This window comes from Francisella marina, from assembly GCF_008369785.1.
GTDB classification, from domain to species: domain Bacteria; phylum Pseudomonadota; class Gammaproteobacteria; order Francisellales; family Francisellaceae; genus Francisella; species Francisella salimarina.
In genome coordinates this window covers 667,974-683,874 of sequence record NZ_CP043552.1, presented here as the reverse complement: position 1 = coordinate 683,874, position 15,901 = coordinate 667,974, and the positions used below count along the sequence as shown (strand labels likewise).

The window sequence follows — 15,901 nt, the reverse complement described above, 5'->3', positions numbered from 1 at the left end:
TAAATTAAAACATATATACTTTTAAAAATTATACGCTGATTTCCACGATGATAAACTTCGCCCTCAATGGTCAAGTAGTGCGTCTATTTGATATTAAGTTTAGTCAAGGCTTGTATACCGGTATTTCAGGTAGTGCCTATATTGATAGTAAAGCTAATGTCGGTGATGAAATCGAATTTAAGTTAGATAACATATCTTTTAAAGCTATAGTTACTAGTACGGACATTGATTCTCAGAGTTGGGCTTTTGGTGGTAATAATCCTACATATATAGCTTTTGTATCTAGTGAAGTTTTTCTCAAAGAAGATAAATCTCTAATCAAATATCCTGATGGCAAGATAAATGATGTTTTAGAAAAAGTCTTAAAAAACTACGAAATAACAGCTGATTTTGAGAGTAATAATAGTATCTTTGTTGATAATGTCTTACAAAATAATAATCTATCTACCTTTAATTATCTAACTAATATATGTAACCAGTACGGGATTGTATTCTATAGAGATTTAAGAGAAGATGCTCAGCTTAAATTCTGTAATACCTTTGCTAATAAAGATGCTATTAATGTAGATGTTCTTGATAAACAAAAAGCTACTATCGATACTAAACCTGTGGCTTATGTAGCTGAAAATATTGTTATTGATGATAATCATAATGTTTTGGCTCTTGGATTTAATCGTCATCAAGCAGATGGTGGCTATAAGAAATATGTCGAAGTTAAAAATGGTATTATCCAGTCGCCATTTATTGGTAGTACTTCTGATTTAACTAACTTTTATGCAGAAAGTTTAGCTAATCATTTTCAAACTTATAGAAATATCTTGGCTTTAGATGGTGTTGGTATTGTAGCTGTTGGTGATACTATACATATCGATAGTAAAAAACTACCTATAGATACCAAAGACTGGTCGATAGTACAAGCAGATGTAAGTATCACTACAGATAGCCAAGAGTTCAATAAATTAGCTACTTGTGAATATTCTGCTATTGCTGTGGCTAATAATGTCCAAAACTTGGCTACAGGTATATTAGATCAATACAATCTATCTAAATTTGTCAAAGAAGGTTTTGCAGTCAAAGGGTATTCTGATGATACAGAAGATGCTACTACTCTTAACGATACAGGTAAGTATCAACTATCTATACCTGAGTACTATACCCAAATTGATGAGGATGAGGTTATCAATGATGTTGCCAAAATTCATCTAAATCATACTCCCGATCAGAAACATAGCTTCCCTCTTGTGCAGAACTCCCCTACTCTAATCATGGAGTTACAAGACCCTACTATTCTTGGTACACGTAATACCGAAGCTAGACCAGCCCATAACAGAAAAGGATACGAGCAAGATTATCGCTTAGCTGATAATAAACATAACTCGCTTAACTTTATTAATACTGGTGCTTTTAAGCATAATATTGCTAATCCTAAATCCACCAACTCTGTGGTATTAGAATCCCAAGGCTATCGTGGTGCTAGCCGCTCTGCTGCTCTGCGACTGGGTGATGAGAGCTATCGAGATATCCATAAAGGCAAGAAATCAGGGATGTCGTTACAATCTCAAGGTAATCACTATGAGCTACACCCTAACTATAAGGCAACTGTGTATGGTAATCGCAATAATGTAGATGCCAAATACCAAAGTATCTCTCCTGTATATGCTATGGTAGCACAGAGATTACATTCTCAGGATAATCCATATCATTTGTTAGAGGCAATCAATGCTGATGAATATCATCAAGAAATATTTGCTAAGACTAGTAGCTTAACTACTCATGTCCAAGATAATATTGCAATTGATACTACCGCAGCAAATATTATTGATAAATATACCAATAAAGTAACTAAAGATATTTATCTAAATACAGAAGAAACTCACACAACTGATGATGAGCATAATCTACAGTTCAATGAAGTTGAAAGAAATCTAACTGTTGAAAATGATATATTTGAAGAGACTCAAGCTAAAGAGATAAATATAAGTGCTAATGAAGCTATTAATACTCTTTATCATAATCAAAAAGATACCAATGTTGATGGTGATTTGACTTTTGAGGAACATGAGCTAGAGCAGAATATAACCAAAGGCTTAACTCTAGCTGGTGGTGCTATGGCTATCACAGCTAATGAGTTGGTTAAACATGCTCCACAGGGAATACATATCACAGCTAATAAAGTATCTGTAAATACTGCTGAGCAATTAGTCTATGGTATGTATAGTGTTGTTAGTGATGAAAGTAACGTTAAAGATCCACAAAAACCTACTAATGAAGTACTTAGAATCTATATCATGGATAAATATTGTACTGATGAGGAAGTTGCTGAGGATGACAAGAAAATCTTAAAAGATAAAGATAAGATCGTTGATTATATTCAAGATTCTGTCTTGACACCATTATTATCTAATAGCTATATCGAAGCAAAAAGTTTCAAAGATGGTGATGATATTGGCACTCCAATAGCTGTTGAGTTTACACAAGATAAATATTATGAAATCAAACTAACTGATGATATTGAGGCAATATGTTTGAAGTTAAACACTTTGAATATTTCAAATAATCGTTTCCAAAGTCTGATAGTTGGTGTAAATGGTGAAAAAGCTGAAGATGTAATAGATGACTTCAAACACCACCAAAACACTCTATCTTTGAAACCAAAAGATTGGCAAAAGATAGAAGTCAAACAAGGTAAGACTGAAACTATTAATGATATTGAGACTACTGTTAACCATCTTGTTATCAATGTCTTTGAACCTCCGATGATGATTAATCTTAGAGAGGATTATTATTTTGCATATTATAAGGCTAATCAAAACTTTGGTGAATATAACAATCTAATACAAAGATATGCTCCTCTAGCTCATTACTACGAACCTGTTGGATATAAAATTGCTTATTATGACCATATCGTTGATGATAGTGATGACTTCTGGCAAGAATATATCCTCAAATTAGCAAAAAGCCAAAATAAACTACTTAAAAGACAAAAACCTGGTAGTACTATCGATCCTAATATTACTTTTGCTATTCATGGATATAATGTAGCTGTAGAAGATAAAATAAATAATAAAATGCGTGGCTATCCTCAAGCTCTAGAATATATGGATAGTCAGTATGATATTACTGAAAATAAATTAATGAATGATACCCCTTGGTATGATGTAACTGGTTACTTCAAGGGTAATATACATAAACTATCTGACCAGAAAGCTAGTATCCTACCTTTTGATAGTGATAAAGAGTCGCTTGAATATAACACTGATAATGAAAATACTGCTGAAGGCGCTTGTAAATGGAATCTACAGTTGGAGTATTCATTAAACAAAGCTGCTGGTTGGGATGAAAAATCTCTTGATGATTATAACCGTATTGTTCAAATAGCTTGGCAAGGTAATCCTAAAGCTCCGTATGACTATAGTGCTGCTATTGCTATGAGTGAGTTTGCTGGGCAGAAGCTAGCTATTGTGATTGATTATCTTAAACAAAATGGTATCAAGGTTAATATTATGGCTCACTCTTTGGGTAATGCTGTAATTATGAATACTTTGAAGAATGTAAGTACTCCTGTAGATCAAGCTCTATGTTGGGAACCTGCTATTGCTAATGATAGCTTGAGTAATTCTAATAGAAATGAAGCTGTACAAACTATCTCTAATACCTACGAAAAGTATGAAGATGGTAAGCTTGTGCTTGAATCTAAACCAACTCCTCAAGAATACAATGTCAGCTATAACTATGCAGCTGCTGCTAGTAAGGCTGATAAATTCACAATTGCTTATAGTAACCTCGATGAGATGCTAGGACCTATTCCTAATATTCCTAGCTTGTTCAAAAAAGGTGAAATTCAATCTATGACTATGAATGAAGCTGTCAATAGAATGATTACCCATGTCTTAGTAAGTGTATCTAGCTACTACTTCTCTACTGCTAAGATTGGTACTAGCTTTGCTGATACTACTTATAAGCTAATTCCTAATATCTTAGCTGGGAATATTGATTATAATAAATATCCTGAGGCTCAAGCTATTCATGAAAAAATAAGTGATAAAGGCGCTGGATTATTATTCGCTATAATTGGTGTGGCCTCTTATGCTCTTGATAGTTTCGTAGCTCAAAGTACTAGTACAGATACTAATGGTGGCTTTGAATCAATTTATCAAATTGCTAATAAGTTTATCTATCCTGCTAGTTTCTTTGTCGAGGGTAATATTGGGCAAAAGTGCCAAGCTTTCTATAGAAAATGGTTACAAGTCTACCCTAACCCTAATGATAATAAGCCTTTCTTAGCTACTAATGATACAGATATGCTAACTGGTGAAAGCTTATATCAAAATCTAAATTTAAGAGAGAAGTTAAGACATAACTTTATCCCTATATATGCTTATCATGAGAAAGATACTCTATATGATATTGCTAGTGAAGTTATCGATAAGTTATACAAACTAACTAATACTGGCGTTGCTGATATTCCTCAACAAGTTTGGGACAATTTGGAGGATTCAATATCTAACATATTCAACCAAAATCCAATATCGACTGTTTGGGATACTTCGATGAGTTTCGTGGGGCCTGCTGTTAATGGTGCTGGTAGTTTGACTACTACTGTTATTGATTTCTTAAAAGGGGCTGATATACAAGCTGCTATTAAAAATATCAAAGATAATAAAGAAGAGCTATTAGCTGTAGTATTCACAGTACTTATGCAACCTAACTCTAAAGTAGCTCCGGCTATGGGGTATAGTGGGGTTGATGATAACAGTGAATTTTATAATACTAATATTGGTAGTAAACTATTCCAAACTCCGCAAGAAGTTGACACAATGCGTTTACCTGAATCGACTAGAGGTAATTACCCTTGTTATTATATTGATGAAAATAATGAAAAAGTAACTACATCTTATGACCAATTAACTGATGTACAAAAACAAACAGCTAAATCAATGCTATGTATAGATCATTCGGCTATGTTGTACCCTACTGATGACTTTATGAATTATATTTATAAAGGACAATTATTCGGAAGAAAAGATATTGGATTAGATTTCTTTGGTGATTATGATATGGATGAAGCTAGATCAAATAACGAAGAATACAGTTAAGGGCGATTATGTTTAGTTTAAAAAAAATAATATTCATATTCTTTTCATTTATTAGTGTTAGTTTGCTGTATGCCATGCCTACTATTCTTTCAGTATCAACTGATGGTAAATATGTAGTTAGTGCAAATAATGATGGTAATGTTTATTTATATGATTTAAATAATAAAAGCATAAAAAAAATAAGTAATAAAACTGTTAATGTTTTTAGTGCTAACTTTATTAAGGATACTCATGATTTCATATATCAAACATACAATGATAATGTAGTTTATATAATAAATGCTGACACACTAAAAACAATAAAATCTTTTACAGGGCAAAAAAACAGTGTTATGCAAACTGTAAATAAAGATTTAAATACTTATGCTTTTGCTACATGGAATGGCTATATAAATATTGCTCAAATAAAAGGTGATAAATTAGGACATATATATTCGTATGGTAATCAGTTTATGAATATGGATTCAAAATTAATACCTACTTTCTATAAAAATAAGTTAATTACTACTACTGGTAGTGGCTCACTTTTAATATTCAATATTGATGAAATATTTAACAGCGAAAATAAAGATAATCCTAAAAATCAAATAGAAATTCATAAAAACTCTGGGGCTGTTATGAGTGCCATAGACCCTAATGGTGAGTTTGTTTATACAGCTGATAGCTCGAGAGTTGGAATAGCTTATAACTTAGATACTCAAAAACTTATATCAGAAAAGAATGGAATTTATTTTACTAATGAAGTTGCCGATGTTACTTATTTAAAAAATAACGAAAAAAAATCTATTCGACAGGGAATATCAAATTTTAAATTTATAGATAAAGACAAAATTATAGTCACTTTTAAAGGAACTAGTCAGCCATATTTATGGGCATGGTTCTTTACTCCTAGCAAATTTGATTGGAGTGGGAACGGTAAATATAAAAGACCAATGTTTTATTCAGATAAATATGCAAAACTAGTCAATAACCCTCTTGACTACATAATAGGCAACTACAATATCGAGCCAAGACCAAATGTGGATGGTTATAACTATACATTTGATACTTCTGTAGAAGCTCACAAACTTGTAATTGGTCAAGCTAATGGTAATGGTATTATGGTGTATAACTATAACCCTAGTGATGAAACTCTAAAACTTGAATGGGTCGGAGAACCTCCTAAAGCGGAAGAGAAAAAAGAAGAGAAAAAAGAAGGTTGGTTTTGGTAGTAGTTTGAAAGTACTACCCTGAGCTACTTCGACACTCGAAGGGGAATTTTACCAAATTAGTGCTTGCAAAAATAAGGATCTATAAAATATGAGAGAGGTTATAATTCAAGTTGTTTCAATATCTATTGTAGGTATCGTAAGTTATTTAATTAAAATAATTAATTCTAAAGAAACCTCATTTTTTTCTTTTTTTTATAAAAGCAATAGAGTTAAAAGCAAACTAGATGAAATAAGTCATACAGATTGTATCATCAAAAAGCGGTTGCTAATTAATGAACTTGAGCAATCTTTTCCTAGTTCATTAAAAAACTTTTATGGTCTTTATAAATTTAATCTCGTTGACTATGCTATAGCTGAAAAATTGAGCAGTTTCATAAGTCATCATTTAATTAAAAATCTTTTTCTAAGCTATTCAATCAAAGTAGATATAAAAAACAAAAAGTTTAGCTTTCATAAAAAAAATAATATAAATACAAAGGTTCGAAGAAAAAGATGGTTAATATTAATTGCCTATATTGTCCTATCCATTCTTACCGCTTTGTTATTTTATGTAGCTTCACAATCAAACAGTTTTGTATTAGGTATAGTAATAGCTATAATAGCTCAACTATTATTAGTTATGATTTATTTTTCAATAGCAATTGATGGTATTGATATGTTTATCAATACTAAAAATGTTGTCAAAATGGTTAAAAAACAACTTCCTGATAATTTTGATTATTCATTTGAAGATTATAAAAAAAGGCTATTAGCAGATGATAACTAATATTAAAGAATATGTTAATTTGGACAGTGTAGCTGTAGTAATAGCTATATTATCATTCTTTGTATCAATTATTACAATTTTTATGACTCGTAAAAATATAGCATCTCAAATAAAAGCAGGATTAGCTCAAAATAATAGACAGACTTGGATTAATGAGTATAGAGAAAAAACATCACAACTATTAATGTTGATTGACAGTTATTCTATGCTTAATGATGATGATAAAAGTCGCTTAACTCACTTTCAAAAACTATCTTCAACAACATATCAGTTGATGCTAATGTTAAATAGTAAAAACGATAAAGACTTATATGAACTAGTTGAAAAAATAGCAAAAGCAGCTGAATCACAAGTAAGCAACAAATTAACTTTTGAACAAAAAAATAGTATATATACAGATATTTATAAACAAAGAGAATCTTTAATATCTAAGACCCGAAAGATGTTAAAAAATGAGTGGGAAAAAATCAAAGAAGAATCTGGAATAGCTAAATAGATTTATATGAAAAATAACAAATATTCTAAACAGAATTTTACAGTTTATTTTTTACAGATAGTATATTTAAACTATCTAGTAACTCTATTTCATATCTTCAAAAAACAAAACCTTACCCCTTGGTATGATGTAACTGGTTACTTCAAGGGTAATATACATAAACTATCTGACCAGAAAGCTAGTATCCTACCTTTTGATAGTGATAAAGAGTCGCTTGAATATAACACTGATAATGAAAATACTGCTGAAGGCGCTTGTAAATGGAATCTACAGTTGGAGTATTCATTAAACAAAGCTGCTGGTTGGGATGAAAAATCTCTTGATGATTATAACCGTATTGTTCAAATAGCTTGGCAAGGTAATCCTAAAGCTCCGTATGACTATAGTGCTGCTATTGCTATGAGTGAGTTTGCTGGGCAGAAGCTAGCTATTGTGATTGATTATCTTAAACAAAATGGTATCAAGGTTAATATTATGGCTCACTCTTTGGGTAATGCTGTAATTATGAATACTTTGAAGAATGTAAGTACTCCTGTAGATCAAGCTCTATGTTGGGAACCTGCTATTGCTAATGATAGCTTGAGTAATTCTAATAGAAATGAAGCTGTACAAACTATCTCTAATACCTACGAAAAGTATGAAGATGGTAAGCTTGTGCTTGAATCTAAACCAACTCCTCAAGAATACAATGTCAGCTATAACTATGCAGCTGCTGCTAGTAAGGCTGATAAATTCACAATTGCTTATAGTAACCTCGATGAGATGCTAGGACCTATTCCTAATATTCCTAGCTTGTTCAAAAAAGGTGAAATTCAATCTATGACTATGAATGAAGCTGTCAATAGAATGATTACCCATGTCTTAGTAAGTGTATCTAGCTACTACTTCTCTACTGCTAAGATTGGTACTAGCTTTGCTGATACTACTTATAAGCTAATTCCTAATATCTTAGCTGGGAATATTGATTATAATAAATATCCTGAGGCTCAAGCTATTCATGAAAAAATAAGTGATAAAGGCGCTGGATTATTATTCGCTATAATTGGTGTGGCCTCTTATGCTCTTGATAGTTTCGTAGCTCAAAGTACTAGTACAGATACTAATGGTGGCTTTGAATCAATTTATCAAATTGCTAATAAGTTTATCTATCCTGCTAGTTTCTTTGTCGAGGGTAATATTGGGCAAAAGTGCCAAGCTTTCTATAGAAAATGGTTACAAGTCTACCCTAACCCTAATGATAATAAGCCTTTCTTAGCTACTAATGATACAGATATGCTAACTGGTGAAAGCTTATATCAAAATCTAAATTTAAGAGAGAAGTTAAGACATAACTTTATCCCTATATATGCTTATCATGAGAAAGATACTCTATATGATATTGCTAGTGAAGTTATCGATAAGTTATACAAACTAACTAATACTGGCGTTGCTGATATTCCTCAACAAGTTTGGGACAATTTGGAGGATTCAATATCTAACATATTCAACCAAAATCCAATATCGACTGTTTGGGATACTTCGATGAGTTTCGTGGGGCCTGCTGTTAATGGTGCTGGTAGTTTGACTACTACTGTTATTGATTTCTTAAAAGGGGCTGATATACAAGCTGCTATTAAAAATATCAAAGATAATAAAGAAGAGCTATTAGCTGTAGTATTCACAGTACTTATGCAACCTAACTCTAAAGTAGCTCCGGCTATGGGGTATAGTGGGGTTGATGAAACTAAGGCAAGTACTCAACAGCTAATCTCAAGTGGCAAGCTTTTCCAAACTCCTCAAGAAGTTAACACTATGGATTTACCTGAGTCAACTAGAGGTAATTACCCTTGTTATTATATAGATAGTGACAATACTAAACACACAGTAGCTTATGACCAATTAACTGATGAACAAAAACAATCAGCTAAGTCAATGCTATGTATAGATCATTCGGCTATGTTGTACCCTACTAATGACTTTATGAATTATATTTATAAAGGTAGATTATTTAGTGGTAAGTTTAAAGGCTCTTTTGATTTCTTCGGTGATTATGATATGGATGAAGTTAAATCAGCAAATAATCAATTTGCTGGTGATGATACTACAACTGGCTCACAAGGAAGCTACTAATGAAAAAGATATTTATAACATTATTTTTAAGTTCTTTTTTCCTAAATTGTTTTGCTAATGTTAGCAAGCTTTCTATTTCAACTGATGGTAAATATGCTGTTGCCACAGATACTAATAAACATGCTTACTTATATAATCTTGAAAATAAAAAAGTAAAAGATTTAGGCGATAACTATAATTATAGTTCTGCTTATTTTATACCTAATAGTGATTACTATTCTTTACAAGATAATAATACTAAAGTAGTAAAAATCTTCGATACAAATCAAAAACTCATAAAAGAGTTTAAACCTGATTTTATAGCTAGAGCTCAAGCAATAAATGAAAATATGAACTTATGGGTTGGCTCTGATATCGGTGGTAATGTTTATCAATATAGTTTACCTGATAATAACAAGAAACAAATATTTGTTTCTTGGTTATGGGGCAAAATGGATACTACTCCATATTGGAGAGGTAATCCTTATAAAGGTAACCTACCTAACGGATGGACTACATTTAATAGTTTCTCTTTCTACAAAGATAAATTAATAATGACAGCTGAAAATATTTTAGTTGTCTATGATACAAAAAATCATAAGTGGAAAATGGTAAATGAAAATGTTAATGAAACTATGAATGCCATAGACCCTAATGGTGAGTTTGTCTATACAGCTGATGATCGAGCTATGGGAGTTAAGTATAATCTAGATACTCAAAAAGCTATTGAATTTACAAATAACACAGCAAATCCTGCTAACTATAGATTAGATTATCTAGACAAATCCATAGAGCCAATCCCATACTTTATCAAAAATAGAAAGCCTATTGGCAAATTATCTAACTTTAAATTTATTGACAAAAATAGAATTGTTGGCACCTTAAAAGGAACTACACAACCATTTCTATGGTTGGGGCTATATGATTATAATATAAAACAGAAAGCTATAGGTAAAGACTATCATTTTGCAACAATGCCATTACTAAAATACATACCATTAATTAGTACTCCAATGGATTATATAACTGGCAATTACAATATAGAACCAAGACCAAATGTAGATGGTTATAATACTACATTTGATACTTCTGTAGAAGCTCACAAACTTGTAATTGGTCAAGCTAATGGTAATGGTATTATGGTATATAACTATAATCCTAGTGATGAAACTCTAAAACTTGAATGGGTCGGAGAACCTCCTAAAGCGGAAGAGAAAAAAGAAGAGAAAAAAGAAGGTTGGTTTTGGTAGGATGTAATTCCCCTTCGGGCCTGTCCCAAACTTGATTTGGGATCTAAGGGGTGGCAGTCGTAGACTGACGGGGTAGTACTTTTAAAAACCACCCCCCGCCAACAAGTTGGCACCCCTTCGACACTACTCACTCCAATGCTTATCCAAGCTCTTAGATTTCTTAACATCCAAATACCAATATATACAACCTACTAGCGATACTATTGGGATTAACCAAGATGATAGAAGTAAAAAGAAAGTTTGCCAAAAACCATTAATAAAGGAGTTATATATATATATAATCGCTCCTAAACCTTCTCTATTGACACCTATACCTGGCATTGTAACTAACCAGTAAAACATCAAAACAAAAGAAATAGGTAGCGCTATTTTTTTTTTCTTAAACATAAGGAATGCTAAAATTACAATGATAATTTGATAGAAAATAGAACTTTTTTTAATAGCTTCAACAGCCCCTAACATCTTACTAAATGAGTAAATAGCATCCCAACTTGATAATATCAAAATGATATATAATCCTAACAATATATAAAAAGTAATCTTTAATCTTTTAGACATTTTGTTTCCTTTCTTATCCTAAGCTTCTTTCAAGAGTGAATAAAGTAGCTAATCCGCTAGCTACACTAACTACTGTGGCACCCACTCCAGTTGCAACTGCTCCTGCGACTCCGACAAGCACAGGTGCTGCAACCGCCGCACCAGCAACTACAGCAATAGCTCCACCTACAGCAAAAACTGTTTTTGTCGCAGCGCCATAGGCCGCCGTATATTCAGCCTCTAATATTGGTTCTAACAACAAGTGGAACTCTAGGTTCATACTTCCTTTTATCTCCTGACCATCAGTTTTTTCATCTATTAAACTTTGCTCATTAGATAAACTTCCTTTAACTTCAATAGAACCATTAGCATACCTCTTAGAGTAGTCTATTTTTAAGTCATAACTTCCAAATTTACTACTAAAATTCATTATGGGGTTAGCATCATCAGGCAGAGCCTTCTCAATACTCAAAGTACCCAAAGCATTAGCCAAATCAGATTTTGCTTTGGCTTGTATCTCACCTTTTCTAGTCGCCGTTAGCTCTGTTTGTTGTAATGTTGATGTTGTATCTTTAACTGTAAAGTCACCAGCTAGTGTAATTGTCCCTGTGATTCTATATGGAGGGACATAGCATGGCTGTATAGGTATAGTTTCTGATAGTAGCTCAACCTTAGTCGATGGATTACCATTTTCTAAACTTGTCTCACCAGTTTTTAGTTGTTTCTCTATCTTCTCAGCATCTCTCTCACTTACATAATCTACTACTGGGAATTTTGAAAAATCATGTTTCGCAAAGTCACTCTCTTTATCTTTTAGCTCCATTTGCTCAGAATTTAAGTACTTATATGCACCATAAATATCTGCATAGCTACGACTAACATTATATACATCTTCAGGAGTTTTTGCATTTTTACCATAATCTTCAAAATATAATATTGAATTCTTATCATGCCATATAGCATTTATTGCTTCTTGGGCATTCATCTTATTATATTCTGTCAATGGCTGATAACTCTCTAATGCCTCTAAGTAAGCTTTTTTCGTGCTCAGAGTTGATAGCAGTTTGAGAGCTACTTGCATAGCTTGGAATACTAAAAATCTTGCTCCAGCTTCTCCATCTTGGTCATCAGCCTTTGACCAATCTACATTTATTAGTAAATATAAAAGTTTACCAATTGCACTAGGTGGTAGTGCTAAAAATAATTCATCTGAAGCTTGTAAAATCTCGCTGTATGTATTAACTACATTTTTAGTTTGATTATTTTCTTGTAAGCTTTTTAGATACTCTTTAATCTTACTATCTGCTGGGACATCATAAGTATCTACTAACATTTGATACAAACATCTTCTTTCTAACTTCTCTGCTACATCTTTTGATACTAATTCATCATCTAGATCAAAATTAGCTCTAGCTAGTTGATAATAATAAAACTTCTCTAATGTGTAATGTTCATCTACACTAGCTTCAAATATCAAAGCATCTCCAGTTGGGTAATCCAAATCATGATTATGTGTAGACAATAGATACTTCGAATCAGCATATACTAACCATTTATCATCTTTATAATCTATCTGATAGGGTTTTGTTAATGCTTGCTTCTTGATATCACTTATTTTAAGTCTACCTAGATTTAGCTTTTCTATCTTTTTATCATGCTTTGTACTAGCTGTCCTACTCCACAATAATAATCCATCTTTTATTTGATTATCTTTATCTGTAGGGTATTTATTATGATTATCACCTTCTAAGACATATTTATTATTTTTGACTGCTACTTCCGCTGTCTGTGATAATAGTATCTCACTATCTACATATTCCTCTGTAGTAATCAAATCAAATACTCCATAATCTTCATCTATTTCATGTTGATATGATTTATATGCTATAGCTGTCTCATTATCATAGTCAATATCTGCTATCACATCTGGTTTATACGGTAGTCTTGCTTGTTTCTCTGATATCTGTTTGAAATTATATCTACCTGCCATTAGTAAGCCCATATATAGCAAACTAGCTTGATATGTCTTGCCTATATCCAACCATCTATTTATATTATTCTCTGATAAGCTCTGTAAATACTTAACTCCATCATCTACTGCATCTTGATTTGCAAACTTATAGCCTGCCTTATATCCCAAGCCTTTTACTTTAGAATCTAAATCTGAATTTATAGTTCCCCAATTTATTAATGATGTATTACCATCCAATTTAGCCTTACTAAAATCTAGTGCTACTATATTTGGATTACTAACTACTGATTGATCTAACATACACATACTAGCTCTTACAAAGCTTATATGAATATAATCTCTATTTGATAATAATACTTGCTCTAAATCAGGACTTGTATCAAATCTATTTGCTACTTGGCGTTTACCATAGTTATATTTGTATACTGAGTTTGTCTTTGATTTATTCAAATACTTTTGTTGTGAGTTAAATACTTCTCTAACCAAATTTGTAGGTACAAAATATAGCTTTGATAACTTAGGGCTATATATAACCTCACCTATATAATAAACATCATCTGCAACATCATCTGGATGTTTGTATTCTGCTTGTTTGGTTTGATAATTTTGTAGCTTAAATGATGACTTACTGATATCAGCATCCATCATTAGCTTTTCGCTTACATTATATTTAACATCTCCTGCTTTGACATGCTTAAATGGTGCTTTCTCTGTATGCTTCTTTGCACTCATTCCAAAACTAGCACCTTTAACATCTAACTTCTCTGCTGAGATCTTGGCAACATTTGATTTGATATTAATATTCTTAGTAGCTGTAATAGCATGTTTACCGGGGCTAGTCTCTGTTAGCTTATTAGTACTAATAGTTGTACTATCTGCTATTATGCTCTCTGTTCTATTAGCTGTCTTTGTTAGTATTGTTTCTTTTTTGATTTCACTTTTAAAATCATTCGAATGATAAGATTCTTTGGCTGTCTTTGATTGTTGGGTTAGCTTAGTGTCATCTTCATAGGTTGTTGTAATATTACCCTTACTAGTCTCTCGAACTTCACTTGATGATAGTAGTTTCTTCTTTTGAGATCCTGCATAGTCCTCTTGAACTATACTGTTATCATTGACTACATTCTTTTGGACTTTGCCACTTTTATACTCTGATACACTACTTTGGCTCTTCGCTCCTGATTCATCCTTATCATCCCAATCAGATGGGCGATTATCATATATTTTGGCCATAACTAAGTTTACATTTTTTAAAAGAATCTAACAAAAATGATAACTAAAAATAACATCAAGAGCTAGTGTTATTTTTTCAACTTTAATTCAAAATTAACTATGGTTATCGAATACACATAATCGATATCAAATTTGAAAAATCAAAACCTAATAAATTTTTAACTTCATCACTTTTTAGCAATGCTACTAAGCCTGCTTTGGTATTATCATGTTTGAATATTTTTTCTATCGTAGCGTCATTTTCAGTCAGCTGAATTTTCAAAAAATCTTTTTCTAAAAAAATCTTACACCCTTCTTTTAAACTTGGGTGATGTGCTAGACCATATTCGTATGCTTTTAATTGATTATCATTTAATGTCATACTTACAAACTCTCATCTTCTTTGACCCAACTTTGCATAGCTGTAATAAGCTCAGCAAAAATATCTGCCATTAGTAATAAATCAACTTCATGACCAACATTATCTTCTTTATTTAGATCTTTTATACCATCTAAGAATTTAATACTTTTAAACTGTAACTTAGTATTTGCTGTCATAGCAAGCTGCCCTTTCCAAGTTATAGCTAGCTCCGTAATGTACCCTCCACTATCAATAAATGATTTGATATTATCATTCAGCATTGAGCTACCTTGACATGAGATATTTGCAATACTATCTCCTATAGCACTTGTGAGCTTACATTTTTCTGCTATTTCAATATCTACTGGATAAGTATCTTCGACAAGCCATTCTGTTAGAATATCTGTTTCTTCTTTGATGACAGGCTCAAACCTTGCTTCACATCTATGTAATAGATCTAAAACTTCTGTAATTTGCTTTTCTGAAACACTATCAATTATTAGATAGTTATTAGTCAGATCCAAATAGCCATGAATCTTTCTAAACTTACTAAATGCTAGAGGTAGTAGCTTTTGCTCCATATCCTCTTTTATTTGTGTTTTTCCTTTTTTACTTACATATCGAGTAAGTTCTAACTCTTGAATATACTCTTGTGCTTGTTGGTTGATAACTTGAGCGGGAAGAATTTTTTCTTCAGTAAGCAAACAAAATGCAGCTAAATGATTAAACTTAAAAAGGCATTGTTCATCTTTTATAAATGGGTTTGTAAAACCTCTCGAAGATTTCTGAGAATTACTACAAGGAATAAATGCGAGTTTATTCATCGAATCTTCAAAAATATCTATATTAATATCAGTAATTTTGAATGCTGTAAGGTTTTTAAAAAACATAAAAAACGATTAAATATAATAA

General features: G+C 31.8%; 10 protein-coding genes. 6 read left to right on the top strand and 4 right to left on the bottom strand.

What is annotated here, in order from left to right:
- Positions 1 to 47 precede the first annotated feature (47 nt).
- From F0R75_RS03405 to F0R75_RS03380, 6 genes are all read left to right on the top strand, one after another.
- Entirely contained in the window at positions 48 to 5,096 is a 5,049-nt protein-coding gene (locus F0R75_RS03405; RefSeq protein WP_149368332.1) for an alpha/beta hydrolase, read from the top strand.
- Positions 5,097 to 5,104: 8 nt separating this feature from the next.
- Positions 5,105 to 6,307: a WD40 repeat domain-containing protein gene (locus tag F0R75_RS03400; RefSeq protein WP_149368333.1), complete on the top strand. Its 1,203-nt coding sequence runs from the start codon at positions 5,105 to 5,107 to the stop codon at positions 6,305 to 6,307.
- Positions 6,308 to 6,395: 88 nt separating this feature from the next.
- Positions 6,396 to 7,073, top strand: coding sequence for a hypothetical protein (locus F0R75_RS03395; RefSeq protein ID WP_149368334.1), 678 nt, complete (start codon positions 6,396 to 6,398; stop codon positions 7,071 to 7,073).
- Positions 7,063 to 7,569, top strand: a complete 507-nt coding sequence (locus F0R75_RS03390; RefSeq protein WP_149368335.1) for a hypothetical protein — start codon at positions 7,063 to 7,065, stop codon at positions 7,567 to 7,569. Before F0R75_RS03395 ends, F0R75_RS03390 begins: the two co-directional genes overlap by 11 nt.
- A 6-nt stretch (positions 7,570 to 7,575) precedes the next feature.
- The gene (locus F0R75_RS03385; protein WP_149368336.1) at positions 7,576 to 9,678 is read left to right on the top strand and encodes an alpha/beta hydrolase; all 2,103 of its coding nucleotides are present in this window, start codon (positions 7,576 to 7,578) and stop codon (positions 9,676 to 9,678) included.
- Positions 9,678 to 10,907, top strand: coding sequence for a hypothetical protein (locus F0R75_RS03380; protein WP_149368337.1), 1,230 nt, complete (start codon positions 9,678 to 9,680; stop codon positions 10,905 to 10,907). Before F0R75_RS03385 ends, F0R75_RS03380 begins: the two co-directional genes overlap by 1 nt.
- Positions 10,908 to 11,030: 123 nt before the next feature.
- On the opposite strand, the gene F0R75_RS03375 is transcribed toward F0R75_RS03380, so the two are convergent.
- The 4 genes from F0R75_RS03375 to rdgC all read right to left on the bottom strand — a co-directional run bounded on the left by F0R75_RS03375 (position 11,031) and on the right by rdgC (position 15,879).
- Entirely contained in the window at positions 11,031 to 11,465 is a 435-nt protein-coding gene (locus F0R75_RS03375) for a hypothetical protein (RefSeq protein WP_149368338.1), read from the bottom strand.
- A 13-nt stretch (positions 11,466 to 11,478) separates the two neighbouring features.
- Entirely contained in the window at positions 11,479 to 14,649 is a 3,171-nt protein-coding gene (locus F0R75_RS03370) for a hypothetical protein (protein ID WP_149368339.1), read from the bottom strand.
- Positions 14,650 to 14,752: 103 nt separating this feature from the next.
- On the bottom strand, positions 14,753 to 15,010 hold the full coding sequence (locus F0R75_RS03365) for a hypothetical protein (protein WP_004287836.1): 258 nt from the start codon (positions 15,008 to 15,010) through the stop codon (positions 14,753 to 14,755).
- Positions 15,011 to 15,012: 2 nt separating this feature from the next.
- On the bottom strand, positions 15,013 to 15,879 hold the full coding sequence (gene rdgC / locus F0R75_RS03360) for a recombination-associated protein RdgC (protein ID WP_149377200.1): 867 nt from the start codon (positions 15,877 to 15,879) through the stop codon (positions 15,013 to 15,015).
- Positions 15,880 to 15,901 lie beyond the last annotated feature (22 nt).

Bases quoted from the DNA above. Each gene is read 5' to 3' on its own strand.
- F0R75_RS03385 (WP_149368336.1), top strand. From the start codon at position 7,576: ATGAAAAATAACAAATATTCTAAACAGAATTTTACAGTTTATTTTTTA.
- F0R75_RS03380 (WP_149368337.1), top strand. From the start codon at position 9,678: ATGAAAAAGATATTTATAACATTATTTTTAAGTTCTTTTTTCCTAAAT.
- F0R75_RS03400 (WP_149368333.1), top strand. From the start codon at position 5,105: ATGTTTAGTTTAAAAAAAATAATATTCATATTCTTTTCATTTATTAGT.
- F0R75_RS03395 (WP_149368334.1), top strand. From the start codon at position 6,396: ATGAGAGAGGTTATAATTCAAGTTGTTTCAATATCTATTGTAGGTATC.
- F0R75_RS03405 (WP_149368332.1), top strand. From the start codon at position 48: ATGATAAACTTCGCCCTCAATGGTCAAGTAGTGCGTCTATTTGATATT.
- F0R75_RS03365 (WP_004287836.1), bottom strand. From the start codon at position 15,010: ATGACATTAAATGATAATCAATTAAAAGCATACGAATATGGTCTAGCA.
- F0R75_RS03375 (WP_149368338.1), bottom strand. From the start codon at position 11,465: ATGTCTAAAAGATTAAAGATTACTTTTTATATATTGTTAGGATTATAT.
- F0R75_RS03370 (WP_149368339.1), bottom strand. From the start codon at position 14,649: ATGGCCAAAATATATGATAATCGCCCATCTGATTGGGATGATAAGGAT.
- F0R75_RS03390 (WP_149368335.1), top strand. From the start codon at position 7,063: ATGATAACTAATATTAAAGAATATGTTAATTTGGACAGTGTAGCTGTA.
- rdgC (WP_149377200.1), bottom strand. From the start codon at position 15,879: ATGTTTTTTAAAAACCTTACAGCATTCAAAATTACTGATATTAATATA.